General features: G+C 45.8%; 18 protein-coding genes. 12 read left to right on the forward strand and 6 right to left on the reverse strand.

Annotated elements, in window-relative coordinates; genetic code table 11:
- Positions 1-98: 98 nt before the first annotated feature.
- Positions 99-1346 (forward strand): 3-deoxy-D-manno-octulosonic acid transferase, encoded by a 1248-nt coding sequence (locus SIO70_RS08865; RefSeq protein ID WP_320580555.1) that lies wholly within the window; start codon positions 99-101, stop codon positions 1344-1346.
- On the opposite strand, the gene SIO70_RS08870 is transcribed toward SIO70_RS08865, so the two are convergent.
- On the reverse strand, positions 1316-2407 hold the full coding sequence (locus SIO70_RS08870) for a hypothetical protein (protein ID WP_320580556.1): 1092 nt from the start codon (positions 2405-2407) through the stop codon (positions 1316-1318). The two genes, SIO70_RS08865 and SIO70_RS08870, sit on opposite strands and share 31 nt — an antisense overlap.
- Before the next feature lie 129 nt (positions 2408-2536).
- On the opposite strand from SIO70_RS08870, the gene SIO70_RS08875 reads away from it, so the two are divergent.
- On the forward strand, positions 2537-3103 hold the full coding sequence (locus tag SIO70_RS08875) for a thymidine kinase (RefSeq protein WP_320580557.1): 567 nt from the start codon (positions 2537-2539) through the stop codon (positions 3101-3103).
- 3 nt (positions 3104-3106) lie between these two features.
- Here SIO70_RS08875 and SIO70_RS08880 read toward each other — a convergent pair whose 3' ends face one another.
- Both SIO70_RS08880 and accC read right to left on the reverse strand, forming a co-directional pair.
- Complete coding sequence (locus SIO70_RS08880; RefSeq protein ID WP_320580558.1) at positions 3107-3613, reverse strand: GtrA family protein; 507 nt, start codon at positions 3611-3613, stop codon at positions 3107-3109.
- Positions 3614-3730: 117 nt separating this feature from the next.
- Positions 3731-5206 carry an acetyl-CoA carboxylase biotin carboxylase subunit gene (gene accC, locus SIO70_RS08885; protein ID WP_320580559.1) on the reverse strand — a complete coding sequence of 492 codons (1476 nt, stop codon included), beginning with the start codon at positions 5204-5206 and terminating at the stop codon, positions 3731-3733.
- Between the two features lie 31 nt (positions 5207-5237).
- Here accC and SIO70_RS08890 point away from each other — a divergent pair, with 31 nt between their 5' ends.
- Genes SIO70_RS08890 through SIO70_RS08905 form a run of 4 tightly spaced genes read left to right on the forward strand, consistent with a single transcriptional unit; the run spans position 5238 to position 8326 of the window.
- Complete coding sequence (locus tag SIO70_RS08890) at positions 5238-5903, forward strand: heme exporter protein CcmB (protein ID WP_083721167.1); 666 nt, start codon at positions 5238-5240, stop codon at positions 5901-5903.
- Positions 5904-5945: 42 nt separating this feature from the next.
- Positions 5946-6608, forward strand: a complete 663-nt coding sequence (ccsA, locus tag SIO70_RS08895; protein ID WP_083721166.1) for a cytochrome c biogenesis protein CcsA — start codon at positions 5946-5948, stop codon at positions 6606-6608.
- Positions 6605-6862, forward strand: a complete 258-nt coding sequence (locus tag SIO70_RS08900; RefSeq protein ID WP_204545984.1) for a CcmD family protein — start codon at positions 6605-6607, stop codon at positions 6860-6862. The genes ccsA and SIO70_RS08900 overlap by 4 nt, the downstream gene beginning before the upstream one ends.
- A 45-nt stretch (positions 6863-6907) precedes the next feature.
- Positions 6908-8326, forward strand: coding sequence for a Glu/Leu/Phe/Val family dehydrogenase (locus tag SIO70_RS08905; RefSeq protein ID WP_083721164.1), 1419 nt, complete (start codon positions 6908-6910; stop codon positions 8324-8326).
- Between the two features lie 53 nt (positions 8327-8379).
- On the opposite strand, the gene SIO70_RS08910 is transcribed toward SIO70_RS08905, so the two are convergent.
- Positions 8380-8823 (reverse strand): type I restriction enzyme HsdR N-terminal domain-containing protein, encoded by a 444-nt coding sequence (locus tag SIO70_RS08910; protein ID WP_320580560.1) that lies wholly within the window; start codon positions 8821-8823, stop codon positions 8380-8382.
- Between the two features lie 54 nt (positions 8824-8877).
- Between SIO70_RS08910 and SIO70_RS08915 the strand changes: the two genes are divergently transcribed.
- The 4 genes from SIO70_RS08915 to SIO70_RS08930 all read left to right on the forward strand — a co-directional run bounded on the left by SIO70_RS08915 (position 8878) and on the right by SIO70_RS08930 (position 13361).
- A complete protein-coding gene (locus tag SIO70_RS08915) occupies positions 8878-9648 on the forward strand; it encodes an AMP nucleosidase (protein ID WP_320580561.1) in 771 nt (256 codons plus the stop codon).
- Positions 9649-9707: 59 nt separating this feature from the next.
- Positions 9708-11471, forward strand: coding sequence for an ABC transporter ATP-binding protein (locus SIO70_RS08920; RefSeq protein WP_320580562.1), 1764 nt, complete (start codon positions 9708-9710; stop codon positions 11469-11471).
- 91 nt (positions 11472-11562) lie between these two features.
- Positions 11563-12612 (forward strand): tRNA preQ1(34) S-adenosylmethionine ribosyltransferase-isomerase QueA, encoded by a 1050-nt coding sequence (gene queA, locus SIO70_RS08925; protein ID WP_083721156.1) that lies wholly within the window; start codon positions 11563-11565, stop codon positions 12610-12612.
- Positions 12613-12689: 77 nt separating this feature from the next.
- Positions 12690-13361, forward strand: a complete 672-nt coding sequence (locus SIO70_RS08930) for a 2-C-methyl-D-erythritol 4-phosphate cytidylyltransferase (RefSeq protein WP_320580563.1) — start codon at positions 12690-12692, stop codon at positions 13359-13361.
- Here the strand turns inward: SIO70_RS08930 and SIO70_RS08935 are convergent.
- Together SIO70_RS08935 and radC are read right to left on the reverse strand one after the other, a co-directional pair.
- Positions 13358-14335, reverse strand: a complete 978-nt coding sequence (locus SIO70_RS08935; RefSeq protein WP_320580564.1) for a Gfo/Idh/MocA family oxidoreductase — start codon at positions 14333-14335, stop codon at positions 13358-13360. The two genes, SIO70_RS08930 and SIO70_RS08935, sit on opposite strands and share 4 nt — an antisense overlap.
- An 87-nt stretch (positions 14336-14422) precedes the next feature.
- Positions 14423-15220: a RadC family protein gene (gene radC, locus SIO70_RS08940; protein ID WP_320580565.1), complete on the reverse strand. Its 798-nt coding sequence runs from the start codon at positions 15218-15220 to the stop codon at positions 14423-14425.
- Between the two features lie 219 nt (positions 15221-15439).
- Between radC and SIO70_RS08945 the strand changes: the two genes are divergently transcribed.
- Both SIO70_RS08945 and SIO70_RS08950 read left to right on the forward strand, forming a co-directional pair.
- The gene (locus tag SIO70_RS08945) at positions 15440-16384 is read left to right on the forward strand and encodes a ribose-phosphate pyrophosphokinase (RefSeq protein ID WP_072360476.1); all 945 of its coding nucleotides are present in this window, start codon (positions 15440-15442) and stop codon (positions 16382-16384) included.
- Positions 16385-16425: 41 nt separating this feature from the next.
- Positions 16426-17016, forward strand: a complete 591-nt coding sequence (locus SIO70_RS08950; protein WP_320580566.1) for a 50S ribosomal protein L25 — start codon at positions 16426-16428, stop codon at positions 17014-17016.
- Positions 17017-17052 lie beyond the last annotated feature (36 nt).

Genomic DNA, 17052 nt, shown 5'->3' on the forward strand with positions numbered 1-17052 from the left:
GATATTTTGTTTAAAGTGAGGCAAATTTACAAATTTTGACATAGGAAGGGCAGTATCTTTGCCCCTGTTAAAAAAATCAGTACAAGTACGTCATCAGGATGCTGGGAAACGCCATATATAATATAGGAATAAAATCATACCGGGCCGGGGTTGGGCTGGCTGCTGCTACCGGCAATGCCAAAGCGAAACTGTGGATTGAAGGCCGCCGTCACTGGCGGGAACGGATGAAGGAACAGCTGAAAGGAACTGGTCCTCTCATTTGGGTGCATGCCGCCTCGCTGGGTGAATTTGAGCAGGGAAGACCTGTGTTGGAAGCGATCCGGGCACAATACCCCCATTGCCGTATCCTGCTCACCTTTTATTCCCCATCCGGGTACGAGGTGCGTAAGAATTACCAGGGAGCTGATTACGTATGCTACCTTCCGTTGGATACTCCAGGCAATGCCAGAGATTTCCTGGACATCGTATGTCCGACACTGGTGATCTTTATTAAATATGAGTTCTGGTATCATTTCCTGACAGCCTTGTCTCAAAGGCAGCTACCAGTATTGCTTATTTCCGGCATTTTCAGACCTAACCAGTTATTTTTCAAGCCTTATGGTGGTATGTTCAGACAGTTGCTCCGGCAGTTTGACTGGATTTTTGTACAAAACCAGGATTCGCTGGACCTGATCCGGCAGCTGGGCATTGAAAGAGCAAGCCTGGCTGGGGATACCCGTTTTGACAGGGTATCGGCGCTGTTGGAGGAAACTGTTTCTTTGCCGGCTATCGAAACTTTTATCAATGGCCGTAAGGCCGTGATAGCAGGTAGTACCTGGGAGGCCGATGAACAGGTGCTGGCTGAATGGTGGAAAACAAATGCGAAACCGGATCGCTGTTTGATACTGGCGCCGCATGAGATTCATGAAGCGCATATTAAACGGGTGCAGTTATTGTTTCCCGGCGCTGTCCGTTATTCACAGGGTGGTCAGGGCAATGTGCTGATTATTGATAATATTGGTTTGTTGTCCCTGTTATATCGTTATGCCCGCGTTACCTTTATCGGTGGGGGATTTGGAAAAGATGGCATTCACAATATCCTGGAGCCGGCTACTTACAGCAAGCCGGTAGTATTCGGGCCAGTATTCCATAAATACCCGGAAGCAGCTGCATTGCTGGCAGCTGGCGGTGGTGCAACCATTGCTGATGTCAGTGCATTAACTACAGAAATGGAATCCTTACTGGAAGACGATGCCCGCTGTATGCAAAAAGGTAATGCCGCCGGCCGTTTTGTGGCCGATAATAAGGGTGCGACCGAAAAAATTCTGGCTTATATTCAGGAGAAACGTTTTTTCACCAATGCATAGAACTGGCGAACGACACGGTTATCATCTACCCAACCCTGTCTGATTTTCAACTCTCTTTCTATCCAGTATTCCGCATCAGGCAATGAGTGCATCTCATTGATCGTCTTGACGGAGCGCTCATAAGAGTCTACATCACCACGGAAGAGTTCCTGGATGAACTGGAATTTGTCGTTGATACCGATGGCCTGGCGCAGGTCTTTGACAGGCATATCGTTGAAGCGATCAGCTATCTCTGACTGACTTTGACGCAGGCGGTCGTTCAGGGAAGGAATATTTTGTGCTACTTTTTGATTCAGTTCTTTCAGCTCGGAGTGAATACCGTTGGTTTCAGACTTGTCTGTTTTTTCAGGTTTTTCAACCTTTTCATTCTTTTCAGGTCTGGAAGCACTGACAACAGGCTGGCTATGGTCACCGAAGAGGGTGATGAACACAGGTTGTTTTTCTTCTTCTTTGGGAGCCGGAGTAGGAGCGGGTGCCGGTGTTGGTTCCGGAGCAGGCGCTGGAGCTGGAGTGAGTGTCGGTGGCTGGTAGGCAACCGGTGGCTCAGGAATGGGTGCTGGTTTTGGCTCAGGTGCAGGTGTTTGATAAGCTTTCAGGGCATCCTGCTCAGGTATTGGCGACTGATACGCTTTCAATGCTTCTGATGTAGGAGCTGGAGACTGGTACGCCCGCAGTGGTTCTGTTGCAGGCGCTGGCGTCTTCTCCGCAATAGGTTGATTTACAACCGGTGCCGGTTCAATCATTCCTACTGGCTCTGGAGCTGGCGGTTCAGGTCGTTTATATTCAACAACTGGTATTGATTCAGATGGCGTAAATTGCGGGGCGGTTATTTTATCATTGGAATCAACTGTAACTTCCGGGTCAGCCATAGTAGCTCCCGGCATAATTACAGCAATATTACTCTGTCTGCGTTGCAATTCTCTTTCCCGTTCTCTTTCAAGACTCCGGGCATGAAGGATTTCCGCCTGCAATAATTGCACATAATATGATATTGACTGCAGGGTCGCGCCAGTCGTCTTTAATTCCTGTAACTTGTCAATTAATGCACTTATTTTTTCCATAATCGCAAAAAAAAATAATTTAATGCAAAATGTGTTCCATGCGTTAATTGTTAACGTAGTCTGAGAGAAATTATTTTATTTGCATGAAGTTATACCATTTTAATTAACTGTAAATCAAAATAGTATATTATGTTTATTGAACCTTCTCTTGCAGGAGGGCGAAGGGGTTGGATAGAAGTGATCTGTGGCTCAATGTTTTCTGGAAAAACGGAGGAGTTGATCAGGAGATTAAAAAGGGCCCGCATTGCCAATTTAAAAGTCGAAATATTTAAACCGGTCATAGATACCCGCTACGACGTACAACATATTGTATCTCATGATGAAAGCAAAATAATAAGCACCCCTCTTGAGAATTCTCAACAGATCCTGCTGCTCGCGCAGGACGTAGATGTAGTGGGCATAGACGAAGCCCAGTTCTTTGATGGTGAATTGATGGAAGTGTGCGACCAGCTGGCATTACGTGGAATTCGTGTAATTGTGGCAGGTCTGGACATGGATTACCTGGGTAAACCATTTGGGCAGATGCCATTTTTGCTGGCTAAGGCAGATTACATTACCAAGCTGCATGCCATCTGTGTGAAGTGTGGCAACATTGCCAATTATTCTTACCGGAAATCAGCCGATAAGCACACCGTATTGTTAGGAGAAACAGACCTGTACGAACCCCGTTGCAGGCACTGTTATTACGAGGAGTAGTCTTTACTTTTGTTCCGCTACTTTTACCTTGAATGTGAATCTTTTTTGTGCCAGGTAACTGAATATCACTACAAAGCAGGTAGTCAGTATCTTGGAAGGAGTGGGGTAGAAGTGGAGGTAATCTACAAATAATTTCATGAATCCATAGTTCAGCAGCAGGCAGGTGCCTACCATCATAAAGTAGCGGATCAGCTGTACCCGGCCTCTCAGGTTGGATTCAGAGAATACGATGTATTTGCTCAACAGGAAACCTGTGGGAAAAGTAACAGCAAGCGCCATAAATAAAGCTGCGATATGCGCCTGAATAGTTATAAATGGTAAGACTACGTCAGGAGGGGGAATGAGGTCGTTACCTCCTCCAAGGATGTAATGGTAGCTGATGTAATATAAACATATGTCCAACACCGTATTACCTCCACCACAAGCAAGGTAGCGGAAGGTCTGAAAGGGCATCACTTTGGCAAATGGGCGGTAGAAAAACGAAATAACTAATAAAATAAACCGTCTCATAATAGAAATATACAATAACAAAACTAGTACGTTTTACCGTTATTGAATCGCGCTTTAGAATTATCTTAACAATTTGATGGTTTTTAAGGAGATGGATGAGACGGAATAAATGAACGTTTAGCGGCGGGTTTTCCATCTTCCTGCCACCTGGTTTACAGGTTGCTGTTGTGCATTTCGCTGTTCCTCCTGCCATACCTGTACTGCCAGGAGTGCGGCTGCCCGGGCTGCATCCGGCGACGGAGTTTCCAAAGATTGTGGCGTGAAGTATTTCCCTATAAAATTAGTATCGAATTGCCCGTTGATGAATGCGGGGTGTTGCAGTGCCCAGCTGCCAAACGGTAAAGTGGTCTGGATGCCTTTTACCTGGTACTCGGCAATCGCACGGATCAACCTTTCCCTTGCTTCCTCTCTGTTAGCGCCCCAGGCAATAAGTTTGGCAATCATCGGGTCATAATATATAGGTATTTCCATGCCCGCTTCGTACCCATCATCAACCCTGATCCCATAACCCTGAGGGCGTACATAAGTTTCAAGTGTACCAGTATCCGGCAGGAAATTGCTGGCAGGGTCTTCTGCACAGATCCTTAACTCGATGGCATGACCATTTATTGTCAGGTCTTCCTGTGAAAAAGATAATTTTTCCCCTCTGGCTACCCTGATCTGCTCCTTTACCAGGTCCAGTCCGGTGATCAGTTCAGTCACCGGGTGTTCCACCTGCAGACGGGTGTTCATTTCCAGGAAGTAAAACTGTAACTGTTCATCTACGAGGAACTCTACTGTGCCGGCCCCATAATAGTTACAGGCTTTGGCTACATCTAGCGCACACTTGCCCATGGCGGAACGGATATCCGGCGTCAGGCAGGAGGAGGGCGCTTCTTCGATCAGTTTCTGGTGACGGCGTTGTATAGAACACTCACGTTCAAAGAGATATACGTAATTGCCGTGCTGGTCACCCAATATTTGTATTTCAATATGGCGGGGAGCGCCTACATATTTTTCAATGAAAACGGCATCGTCGCCAAAGGCGCTCATGGCTTCACTTTTGGCCAGCCGGATCTGTTCTTCCAGCTCTGAGGCTGAGTTGACTACCCGCATACCTTTGCCACCACCACCGGCAGAGGCTTTGATCAGAATCGGGAATCCGGTTTTTTTCACGATCTCCTGGGCCTCCTCAAGGTTGCGTAGGGGCGTTTCGGTACCTGGTACCATTGGTACGCCGAATTTTTGAGCGGCTTGTTTGGCGGCCAGTTTGCTACCCATCATTTCGATGGCGTAGGCGCTGGGTCCAATGAAAGTAATACCGGCGGCGGTCACCGCTTCAGCAAAACGGGCATTTTCGCTAAGAAATCCGTAGCCCGGATGGATAGCATCCGCTCCGGATTGTTTGGCTGCTGCCAGGATCTTTTCGATTTGCAGGTAGGATTGGCTGGAGGGGGCAGGGCCTATACAGATAGCTTCATCAGCATATTGTACAAAGGGCATGGTCCGGTCAGGTTCAGAATACACCGCCACAGTAGCAATGCCCATTTCCCGTGCAGATCGCATAATACGTAGTGCGATTTCGCCGCGATTGGCTACCAGTATTTTTTTCATAAAAGCGAATATAAGGTATCTTTGCCCCCTCATGAAATCGACCGCATTCCAACAAACAATTACCCTGGTAAAAAAAGACATATTACTGGAATTACGTCAGAAATATGCGCTTTATGGGGTTCTGCTCTATATCATTTCTACCGTATTTGTCATTAACCTGATGATAGGCAAGCCGGAAGAAAAGACCTGGAATGCGCTTTTCTGGGTGGTACAGTTATTTGTATCTGTCAATGCGATTGCCAAGAGCTTTTTGCAGGAAAACCGGGGGCGGCTGTTGTATTTTTACTCACTGGTACATCCCCGTAACTTTATCATTGCTAAGCTGATATATAATATTTTGCTCATGGCCCTCATGAGTATAATTACCCTGGTATGCTGCATCCTCTTTATGGGCAATCCTATTATTAATATATCCTATTTCCTGGGTGTCATTATGCTGGGGGGCCTCAGCCTTTCCCTGCTTTTTACCATGCTGGCGGCCATTGCAGCTCAGGCCAATCAGAATGCGGCACTTATGGCAATCATGGGATTCCCGATCATGCTTCCCTTGTTGACTATGCTGTCGAACATCGCCCGTTCTTCATTTATCACTGTCTATCAGCCTGGTCTGCCTAAGATGTTCCTGATGCTGGGTGCTATGGATATACTCATTGTAGGCTTGTCCCTGATTCTATTCCCTTTTTTATGGAAGGATTAGAATTTTGTTGTAGGTTTGCCTCTCATTTAGTCGTTATAAACAATGGCAAAGCACTGGTGGAAAGCTTTAGCGGTAATACTTCTCATCTACACTATAATTGCAGGGTTTACAATTAATATACCCCTTATAGGTACGAATCAACAATCATCCCGGGGACTATTTTTCCACGTACCGATGTGGATGTGTATGTATACCATGTTCAGCATTTCGGTAGCAAATTCCCTGCTCTATCTCACAAAATACGATTTGAAGAAAGATGCCCTGGCTGGCGCAGCCGGTAGTGTAGGCGTGTTCTTTGGTATACTGGGCTTTTGTACCGGTACACTGTGGGCAACATACACCTGGGGCGGAACAATCACGAATGACGCCAAACAACAGCTTACCGCTGTTGCCCTGCTCATATATATGGCTTACCTGGTACTGCGTATGTCTATTCCGGACATCGATAAGCGTGCACGTATCTCTGCCGTGTTTAACATTTTCGCATTTGCTTTGTTGATTCCCTTAACATATATCATCCCACGCATGGTGGAATCCCTTCACCCAGGTGCCGCCGGCTCTCCTACGTTTGCCTCAAAAGATACTGATGGCAGTATGAAGACGGTGCTCTATCCCGCATTCATTGGCTGGGTACTGCTGAGTGTCTGGATCTATACCCTCGTGGTGCGCTACAAAAAATTAGAGTTAAAAAATATTTTTAAATGATTAACAAAGCGATTTCTTTCTGTTGTACCTGTTTGTTGTTATTAGTATCCCTGCTGACCTTTGGACAAGAGCCGGCATCACAACAACAGAATACGGAGACTGGACCGGTAAATGAATTTTTTCGTAGCAATGGCAAGATATATGTGGTAGTAGGAGTCCTGCTGATCATCTTTATTGGAATTGTGATTTTTTTAGTTCGCCTGGATCGGAAGATCAGTAAGCTGGAGCGTAGGGAACGTGCTGATACCCTCTAAGACTTTATTAAGTCCAACTACATATTTATACCAAAACAGTTTTTTATGGCGCAAGAACAGCACATAAGCTTTTTTCAGAACGTTGAAAAAAGCTTTGACAAAGCCGCAGGTTTCACGAAATGGGAGAAGGGCATTCTCGAGCAGATTAAAGCTTGTAATGCCGTTTACCGTATGAAATTCCCCGTACGCGTAGGTGATACGATTGAAGTGATCGAAGCCTATCGTGTACAGCACTCACACCACAAACTTCCTTGTAAAGGTGGTATCCGCTTCAGTGAAGAAGTGAACCAGGATGAGGTAATGGCCCTTGCCTCCCTGATGACTTACAAATGTGCCATCGTAAACGTACCCTTCGGTGGTGCAAAAGGTGGTATCAAAATCAATCCCCGCAATTATTCTCCATTCCAGCTGGAAAACATTACCCGTCGTTACACTGCTGAACTGGTAAAGAAAAACTTTATCGGCCCTGGTATCGATGTACCTGCTCCTGATTATGGAACCGGTGAAAGAGAAATGAGCTGGATCCTGGATACTTATATGAGCCTTCGTCCGGGAGAAATAGATGGTTATGGCTGCGTAACGGGTAAACCCGTATCACAGGGCGGTGTAAGAGGCCGTAAAGAAGCGACTGGTCTGGGTGTATTCTATGGTTTGCAGGAACTATGTAATATCAGGGAAGATATGAAAAAGGTCGGTCTGGAGCCTGGTCTCATTGGCAAAAGGGTGATCGTACAGGGTATGGGTAACGTAGGTTACCATGCCGCTAAATATTTCCATGAAGCAGGTTCTGTCATTGTAGGTCTGATCGAATATGATGGTGCTATCTACAATGAGAAAGGCCTGGATCCTGACAAGGTATTGAAACACAGGAACGAGACTGGTTCAATCATCAACTTCCCGGGTGCACAGACGCTGGCGAAAAATACAGACGGACTGGAACTGGATTGTGATATCCTGATCCCCGCCGCGCTGGAAAATGTGATCCACAAAGGCAACGCTGCTAATATCAAAGCCCGCATTATCGGTGAAGCGGCGAATGGTCCTATTACACCAGAAGCAGATGATATTCTGAATAAGAAAGGCGTGATTGTAGTGCCGGATATGTTCCTGAATGCCGGTGGTGTGACTGTATCTTACTTTGAGTGGCTCAAGAACCTTAGCCATGTACGTTATGGTCGTCTGGGCAAACGCTTTGATGAGAATATGAATATTCACATTCTTGGCGTGATTGAAGAAATGACAGGTAAGAGCGTGTCAGAAAGAGAAAGAAAATTCATTGCACACGGTGCGGACGAAGTGGATCTGGTATATTCCGGCCTGGAAGAAACCATGCATGCTGCTTTGCACGAAGTACGTGAGATCATGGTGAACCATCCTGATGTACACGATATGCGTACTGCCGCTTATATCTGTGCAATTGATAAAGTAGGCGCAGCCTACGAACAACTGGGTATTTTCCCTTGATTGGAATACAGCATATTTACGAAAGGACGTACCATTGCTGGTACGTCCTTTTTTTATTGGTGCGAAGGTAGCATTTCGATAAAATCCCATCCGCCGGCCGGCACATTATGTTCGCAGCACCAGGTATTGACGCCGTTGGTGATCACCAGATAGGCGGCGGGCAATACCATATGATAACGAACGATCTGTTCTAAAGTAGTCTGGCTGAGGGGAATCCCCATCTCCTTGCACTCCACGATCATCCAGGGCTGGTGATTTTTGTTGAAAACTACGATGTCATAGCGCTTTTTCATCTCTCCCAGGTAGATCTCCTTTTCAATGCCTATCAGGGATGCCGGGTATTTAAGGGTTGCGACCAGATAATTCAGAAAGTTTTGACGTACCCATTCTTCAGGGGTGAGGACAACGTATTTTTTCCGGAAACGGTCGAAGATCAGGTCTTTATCGTTTTCAGTGATGATTTTGAAGTCAGGAGGGGGAAATTCGATGGTAATCATCAGGCAAAGGTAGTCTTCTCAGTAATTTTTTGTAAATTTGCATGTCAAAAGGCTATGAAGACAAAAGACGAAATAGTAGCTAATTGGCTTCCCCGCTACACCGGAGAAAAGCTGGAGAACTTTGGTTCCCACATCCTCCTCACCAACTTCAGTAATTACCTTAATTTATTTGCTGAATGGAATAATGTCAAGATCGTTGGCAATGGCAAAGCAATGCAATGTGCCACTGCAAATGACATTACCATCATCAATTTTGGTATGGGGAGTCCCGGTGCCGCTACTATCATGGACCTGCTGACCGCTATTTCACCCAATGCCGTATTATTCCTTGGCAAATGCGGGGGACTGAAAAAAAAGAATAATGTTGGAGACCTGATCCTGCCTATTGCAGCTATCAGAGGTGAAGGTACCTCCAATGACTACTTCCCGCCCGAAGTTCCTGCACTACCCTCATTCGCCCTTCAGAAGGCAATTTCCACCACCATTCGCGAATATGGCTGCGACTACTGGACAGGTACCTGCTACAGTACCAACCGACGTGTATGGGAGCATGATGTGGAATTTAAACGCTATCTGGAAAAGATCAGGGCAATGGCCGTGGATATGGAAACTGCCACCATCTTTTCAGTAGGCTTCTACAATAAGATCCCTACCGGTGCATTATTACTGGTTTCTGACCAACCTATGGTTCCGGAAGGAGTGAAGACAGAAGAATCTGATAAGAAAGTGACTTCTGATTATGTGAACAATCACCTCAAGATTGGTATTGACTCGCTGAAAGCGCTGATCAATAGTCACCAGACAGTGAAGCATCTACGATTCTAAGTTCGTAAGCAGTAAGAATTTTGCGTATTATTTCGTAATATGAGCAGGATAAAGGACTCATGCTCACATCAGCCACTACGCAACAAACATTACTTTCCATCCGGAATTTAACCGTTTCCTTCGCCGGCCATCAGGCGGTGAAGGATATTTCTCTGGACATCAGAAAAGGGGAGATTATGGGAATAGTCGGAGAATCCGGCTCAGGAAAGTCTGTGACGTCGCTGGCCCTGATGCGGCTCATTCAGCCTCCTGGTCTCATTTCAGCTGGTAGTTTATTTTACCAGGTTGACCCGGAAAAGCCCCCTGTTAATCTTCCCGATCTCTCCGAAAGCGAGATGCGCAAATGGAGAGGCAATGAAATCGCAATGATCTTTCAGGAGCCGATGACGGCACTGAACCCGCTGCATACCTGTGGAGCACAGGTTATGGAAGTCATCCGTCTGCATAAGAAAGTCTCTGCCAGTGACGCGAGGGAGCAAACATTAGCTTTATTCAGGCAGGTGCGCCTACCAGATCCGGAGAAGATCCTGCACCGTTACCCACATCAGTTGTCCGGCGGTCAGAAACAACGTGTCATGATTGCCATGGCCATCAGCTGCCAACCCCGCCTGCTGATAGCTGATGAACCGACTACTGCCCTGGACGTTACCGTACAAAAGACTATTCTCGCCCTGTTAAAGGAACTGCAGCAGCAAACGGGTATGAGCGTGGTATTTATCACCCATGACCTGGGTGTAATTGCAGAAATCGCAGACAGGGTCGCGGTGATGTACAAAGGACAGATTGTAGAACAGGGCAGTGTACAGGAGATATTCACACATCCACAACATCCTTATACCAAGGGGCTGCTGGCCTGCCGCCCTCCGCTGGATAAAAGATTATATAGACTGCCGGTGACCCGCGACTTTATGGAAGTGGACACTGCCGGTCAGATCCAGGAAAAAGGCCAGGCCGTACAATCGCTGGTACATAGCCTCGAAATCCCTGCTGAAAAAATAATACTCAGAGAACAGTACATTGTACAGCAACCTCCATTGTTGGAGGTAAAGGACCTGCATACCTGGTTTCCGGCTTCCCGCAATATATTCGGAAAGGTCCTGAGCTGGACCAAAGCCGTGAATGGGGTGAGTTTTACAGTCAAAGAAGGTGAGACAATGGGGTTGGTAGGGGAGTCAGGATGTGGAAAGACGACCCTTGGTCGTACCTTGCTGCGACTCACGCCACCCACTGACGGAAGCATATTATATAAAGGGAAAGACCTTTGCCAGTTGCCGGCTTCAGAGATGCGGGACCTCCGCAAAGAGCTGCAAATCATATTTCAGGATCCTTACTCGTCCCTGAATCCACGTTTGACCGTAGGGCAGGCCATTCTGGAACCGTTGCAGGTACACGGATTATATGCCAATGATCGTCAGCGTAAAGAAAAGGTACAGGAATTGCTGGATAAAGTTAATCTGTTGCCGGAGCATTATTACCGTTATCCACATGAGTTTTCGGGTGGGCAGCGGCAGCGGATAGTCATCGCCCGTGCGTTGGCGCTACAACCTTCATTTATCATTTGTGATGAGTCGGTTGCCGCACTGGACGTAAGTATACAGGCACAGGTATTGAATCTGCTGATGCGCTTACGGGAAGAGTTTGGATTTACGTATATATTCATATCGCACGATTTATCGGTAGTGCGTTTTATCAGTGACAGAATGATGGTCATGAATAAGGGGAGGATAGAGGAAGCCGGATTGGCCGATCAGGTCTATGAACATCCGCAGAGTGCATATACAAAGCAGCTAATTAGTTCTATTCCTAAAAATATTTATGCGTAATTAATTGTTTCATAAATATCAAATAATCATTTTTTGACAGATGGTATATTATCAATACCTTTGCAACCTTTAAATTTATTCATACCGTAATATGAAACTATCACAGTTTAGGTTTGATCTTCCTTTAAATCTGATCGCACAGCACCCTTCCAAGACAAGAGATGAAGCACGTTTGATGGTGGTAAACCGTGCCACCGGCAAAATCGAGCACAAGGTATTCAAGGATATCCTGAATTATTTCAATGACAAGGATGTAATGATGGTAAACAACACGAAAGTGTTCCCTGCCCGTCTTTATGGCCGTAAAGAGAAAACAGGTGCCAAGATTGAAGTATTCCTGTTGCGCGAACTGAACAAGCAGAATCGTTTGTGGGATGTGATTGTGGATCCTGCCCGTAAGATCAGGGTTGGTAACAAGTTGTATTTTGGAGATGATGAGTCGCTGGTAGCGGAGGTAATTGACAACACTACTTCCCGTGGCCGTACAATCCGTTTCCTGTTCGAAGGTAATGATGAAGAGTTTAAGCAGGTGCTGGACACCCTGGGTGAAACGCCACTGCCTAAGTACATCAAGCGTAAGCCTGAAGATGAGGACAAGGAGCGTTATCAGACGGTGTATGCCAAGTACGAAGGTGCAGTAGCTGCGCCAACTGCTGGTCTGCACTTCAGCCGTGAGCTGATCAAGCGTCTTGAGATCAAAGGTATTAAGTTTGCAGAGGTAACTCTTCACACTGGTTTAGGTACTTTCCGTCCTATTGAAGTGGAAGATCTGAGCAAACACAAGATGGATGCAGAGTATTTCAACATTGATGAATACGCTGTGAAGATTGTGAACAAAGCGAAAGAAGAAAATCGTAAAGTATGTGCGATCGGTACTACAACTGTAAGGGCTGTAGAATCTTCCGTGACTGCGCAGAACATGCTGAAAGCAGCAGAAGGATGGACGAACACATTCATTCATCCGCCTTATGATTTCGCTATCCCTAATGCTTTGGTAACGAACTTCCACCTGCCTAAGACAAGTCTGCTGATCATGGTGTGTGCTTTTGCTGGTTATGATCTGGTGATGGAAGCTTACCAACAGGCTATCAAGGAGAAATACCGTTTCTTCAGCTATGGCGATGCTATGCTGATCCTCTAATAAACGAAACAGATTCTCAATTATTTATTGCGAATGGTACTGCTTAGGCAGGATCATTCGCAATTTAATTTCAGCTCGTGGAACAACGAAAGAAAGTAGCCATCATTGTAGCCGGAGGTTCCGGTACCCGCATGGGAAGTGCCGTTCCCAAACAGTTTCTGGAACTGGCCGGAAAGCCGGTATTATGGCACACCGTCAATGCTTTTGTGCAGGCGTATGCTGATATGGAGATCGTATTGGTATTGCCGGAGGCCCATTTCAGTTATGTGGCTGAATGGATAGGCGATTTTAAGCAGGTGATGTTGGTGAAAGGAGGGGAAACCCGTTTCAATTCTGTACTCAACGGGTTGAAGACGGTGCAGGCACCGGCAGTGATTTTTGTACACGATGGTGTAAGGCCGCTGGTTAGCAGAGCATTGATCCACCGTTGTTATGAAGGAGCAGTAGCGCAGGGAAGTGCCATCCCTGTGATTGATATGAAAGATAGTATCCGCGAGTTGGTAGGGGATGGTAACAGGGCGGTAAACAGAGAGCAATATAAGATCATACAGACCCCGCAGACATTCCTCTCGGAATGGATCCTGCCCGCATTTGAGCAACCTTTTGATCCGTTATTCACAGATGAAGCAACGGTAGTAGAGCGGCAGGGTCGCCAGGTACAGTTGGTACCCGGCGACGAAGCGAATATAAAAATCACCCGTCCGCTGGATCTTACGATCGCGGAGGCCTTGTTAGGAACAAGAAATTAAGCTTCTGAAGATAATCCCTTATTGATTTTAGCAAGGATCTGATGTGCTACTTCCATAGCCTGCAGACCATCAATTGCATTCACCGGTACAGGTTTATTCAGTAGAATAGCATCTCTGAACAATTCCAGCTCCATTCTGATCGCGTTCACCTGTTTGATTTCAGGATTGTCGATAGCGATGGTTTTTTTACCGCTGTTGGTATCTATATCCAATGTGAATAGCCCTTCATCTTCTGGTGTTTTCAGCTTGATGATTTCAGTCTTCTTATCCAGGAAGTCGATGCCGATGTAAGCATCTTTCTGGAAGAGGCGCATTTTGCGCATCTTTTTCAGAGAGATACGGCTGGATGTCAGGTTGGCTACGCAGCCGTTATGGAATTCAATGCGAACATTGGCTATATCAGGTGTATCGCTCATCACAGCGACGCCACTGGCAGAGATACGGTTCACGGTTGACTGTACGATACTGAGCACGATGTCGATATCATGGATCATCAGGTCCAGAATTACGCTTACGTCCGTACCACGTGGATTAAATTCAGCCAGGCGATGTACTTCGATGAACATGGGGTTGAGTGCATGTCCTTTCAGCGCAAGGAAAGCCGGGTTGAAACGTTCCACATGACCTACCTGGAATTTGATATTAGCTTCTTCCACCAGTTTCACCAGTGTTTTAGCTTCTTCCATGGTATTGGTCATAGGTTTCTCCACGAAAATGTGCTTTCCGTTACGGATAGCGCTTTCACATAACTTGAAGTGCTGGGTGGTAGGAGCGATGATATCAATGGCATCAGAAGCCTGTATCAGTTCTTCCGCGGTCGAGAATCTCGGAATCTGGTATTGCTGTGCTACACTGGCGGCATTGCTATCACTTGGATCAAAAAAGCCGACTACTTCTACGTCTTTTATGGTGGCCCATTGAGAAAGATGGATCTTACCCAGGTGCCCCACACCAAAGATTCCTATTTTGAGCATATTATTCTTTGAAAATAAAATAATTGCGAATGTAAGGAAAAGACGGTGTTATATCCAAATGTTATATTATATATGTGAAAGTTGCAATTATGCCATGGCAATCCTCATTCCGGAGAAGCCTAATGGAGAGTTGTTTTCTCTGATTAGCCTGCTCTTTACTGGTTGCTTTTTTTCTTCCTCCATCAGACCTTCTTCATTCAGACTATAGTACCCTGCCTGTGAAACGATGATATGATCCAGCACCATTATATCCAAAATGCTGGCAGCCTGTACCACCTTTCGTGTAAAAAGAATATCGGCCTGACTGGGACTCAGATTACCTGAAGGGTGGTTATGGCAAAGAATAATAGAGGTAGCTCCCAGTTCCAGCGCCTCTCTCAGAATCACTCTCACATCGGCGGGTGCAGAAGAAATACCTCCCACGCTCACACAACAATCCTTGATCACTGTATTCGCAAAATTTAAATAAAGTACATGTACCCGCTCATTGGAGCAATCTCCCAGAATGGGTTTAAAATATAAAGCTGCTTCCTGCCCGTTTCTGATTTTGGTTTTTGACAGCATGAATCCGGCCTGCCTTCGGCGCCCGAGTTCCAAAGCAGCTATTATTCTGGCTGCTTTAGCTTCGCCAATTCCCCTCAGTTTCTTCAACTGATTGACATTTAGCTTCCCTAATTCCTGTAAATTATTGGATGATTTGTGAAGTATTTCCTGTGCCAGCAACAATGCGGATTTGTTCTTATGGCCTGTATTTAATAATAAAGCGAGCAATTCTGCATCACTCAATGTTCCTGTTCCTTTTATGATTAACTTGTGTCGTGGTTGGTCATCTGTGTGCCAATCTTTGATTGACACATGCCCGGCTAACGAATCAATGGTATCCATTCTTTCTATCTTTACCAAAAGATACATCTTTTCCCCCGGGCTTTCAATTTTTTTTAAATTAGCACTACAATCCACAGCATAGAATAGGTAACCTCCTAATAATAAGAGTTTTACTTATTCGAAATAAAGCAAAGTCGTGTGTCTGGCCCTGTAGTCACCAAAAAATAAAAAAATTCATTCTCCAAATATCATAGTTTTGCAACCTCTTTTTCATAGTTCATGCAACCATCAGTAAAAATATTCACAGGGAACAGCAATCCCGCGCTGGCAGAGAAAATCGCCAGCCGCTACGGCAACGGGTTAGGCAAATTGACAATTCAGAAGTTCAGTGACGGAGAATTCCAGCCAATTTATATGGAAAGTATCCGCGGTGATTATGTTTTTCTCGTGCAGAGCACTAATTCTCCATCGGACAACCTGATGGAGTTATTAATGATGATCGACGCAGCCAAAAGGGCTTCTGCCGGGTATATCACCGCAGTAATTCCGTATTTTGGCTTCGCCCGGCAGGACAGAAAGGACAAACCTAGGGTAGCCATCGCCTCTAAGCTGGTAGCGAATCTGCTCACGTCGGCAGGTGCTAACAGGGTGATTACCATGGATTTGCACGCTCCTCAGATCCAGGGCTTCTTCGATATCCCGGTAGACCACCTGGATAGTTCGGCAATTTTCATACCGTACATTGAGAATTTGAAGCTGGAAAATCTTACCTTTGCGTCCCCTGATGTGGGTAGCACTAACAGGGTAAGGGAAGTAGCAGCCTACTTCAACGCGGAAATGGTGATCTGCGATAAGCACCGTAAACGTGCGAATGAGATCGCTTCCATGGTTGTAATAGGTGATGTGAAAGACAAGGACATCGTGCTGATCGATGACATCTGCGATACTGCAGGTACCCTTACCAAAGCAGCTAACCTGCTGATAGAAAAGGGAGCAAAGAGTGTTCGTGCATTTTGTACACACCCTGTGCTGAGCGGAAAGGCATACGAAAACATTGAGAATTCTGTATTGGAAGAGTTCGTTATCTGCGACACTATTCCATTGAAACAGCAATCTTCAAAGATCAAGGTGATCAGTGTTGCTGATCTCTTTGCAGTAGCCATCCGGAACATGCATGAGAACAAGTCTATCACAAACCTGTTCGTGCATAGTCACCGCCGCTAGTAGCAACAAGCTTATTTATAACAATTATAAATGTTTAATCAATGAAAACGATAACAATCGAAGGACAACTCAGAAGCGAATATGGCAAAAAAGCCACCCGCCAGGTACGTTCTGAGGGACAAGTGCCTTGTGTTATTTACGGGGGTGCTGAAACCGTGAGCTTTTCTGCTCCGGCTGTTGCTTTCAAAACGCTGGTTTACACTTCTGAATTTCAGCTCGCTGAAATCAAATTAGGTGCTAATACTTACAGATGTGTACTGAAAGATCTGCAGTTTGATACCGTAACTGACGAGCTGTCACACATCGACTTCCTGGAACTGGTTGAAGATAAGCCAGTAGCGGTAAGTCTGCCAATCAAGATCGTAGGTCAGTCCGAAGGTGTTAAAGCCGGTGGTAAGCTGGTTGTAAAGATCAAGGCACTGAAAGTTAAGGCGCTGCCTAAGTACCTGCGTGAGAATATCGAAGTAAACATCGATAACCTGGAACTGAATGGTAACATCCGCGTAGAAGACGTAGTAGCTGAAAACATCGAGATCACTAACTCTCCTCGTATTCCTATCGCTTCCGTAGTAATGACCCGTCAGTTACGTCAGGAAGAGGCTGCTAACGAAAAAGACGCCAAGAAGAAATAATTTTCTTTATAGATATTTTTCCAAAAAGTCCCGTCC

Origin of the sequence: Chitinophaga sancti, assembly GCF_034087045.1 — a bacterium.
In the GTDB taxonomy this organism is placed as follows: domain Bacteria; phylum Bacteroidota; class Bacteroidia; order Chitinophagales; family Chitinophagaceae; genus Chitinophaga; species Chitinophaga sancti_B.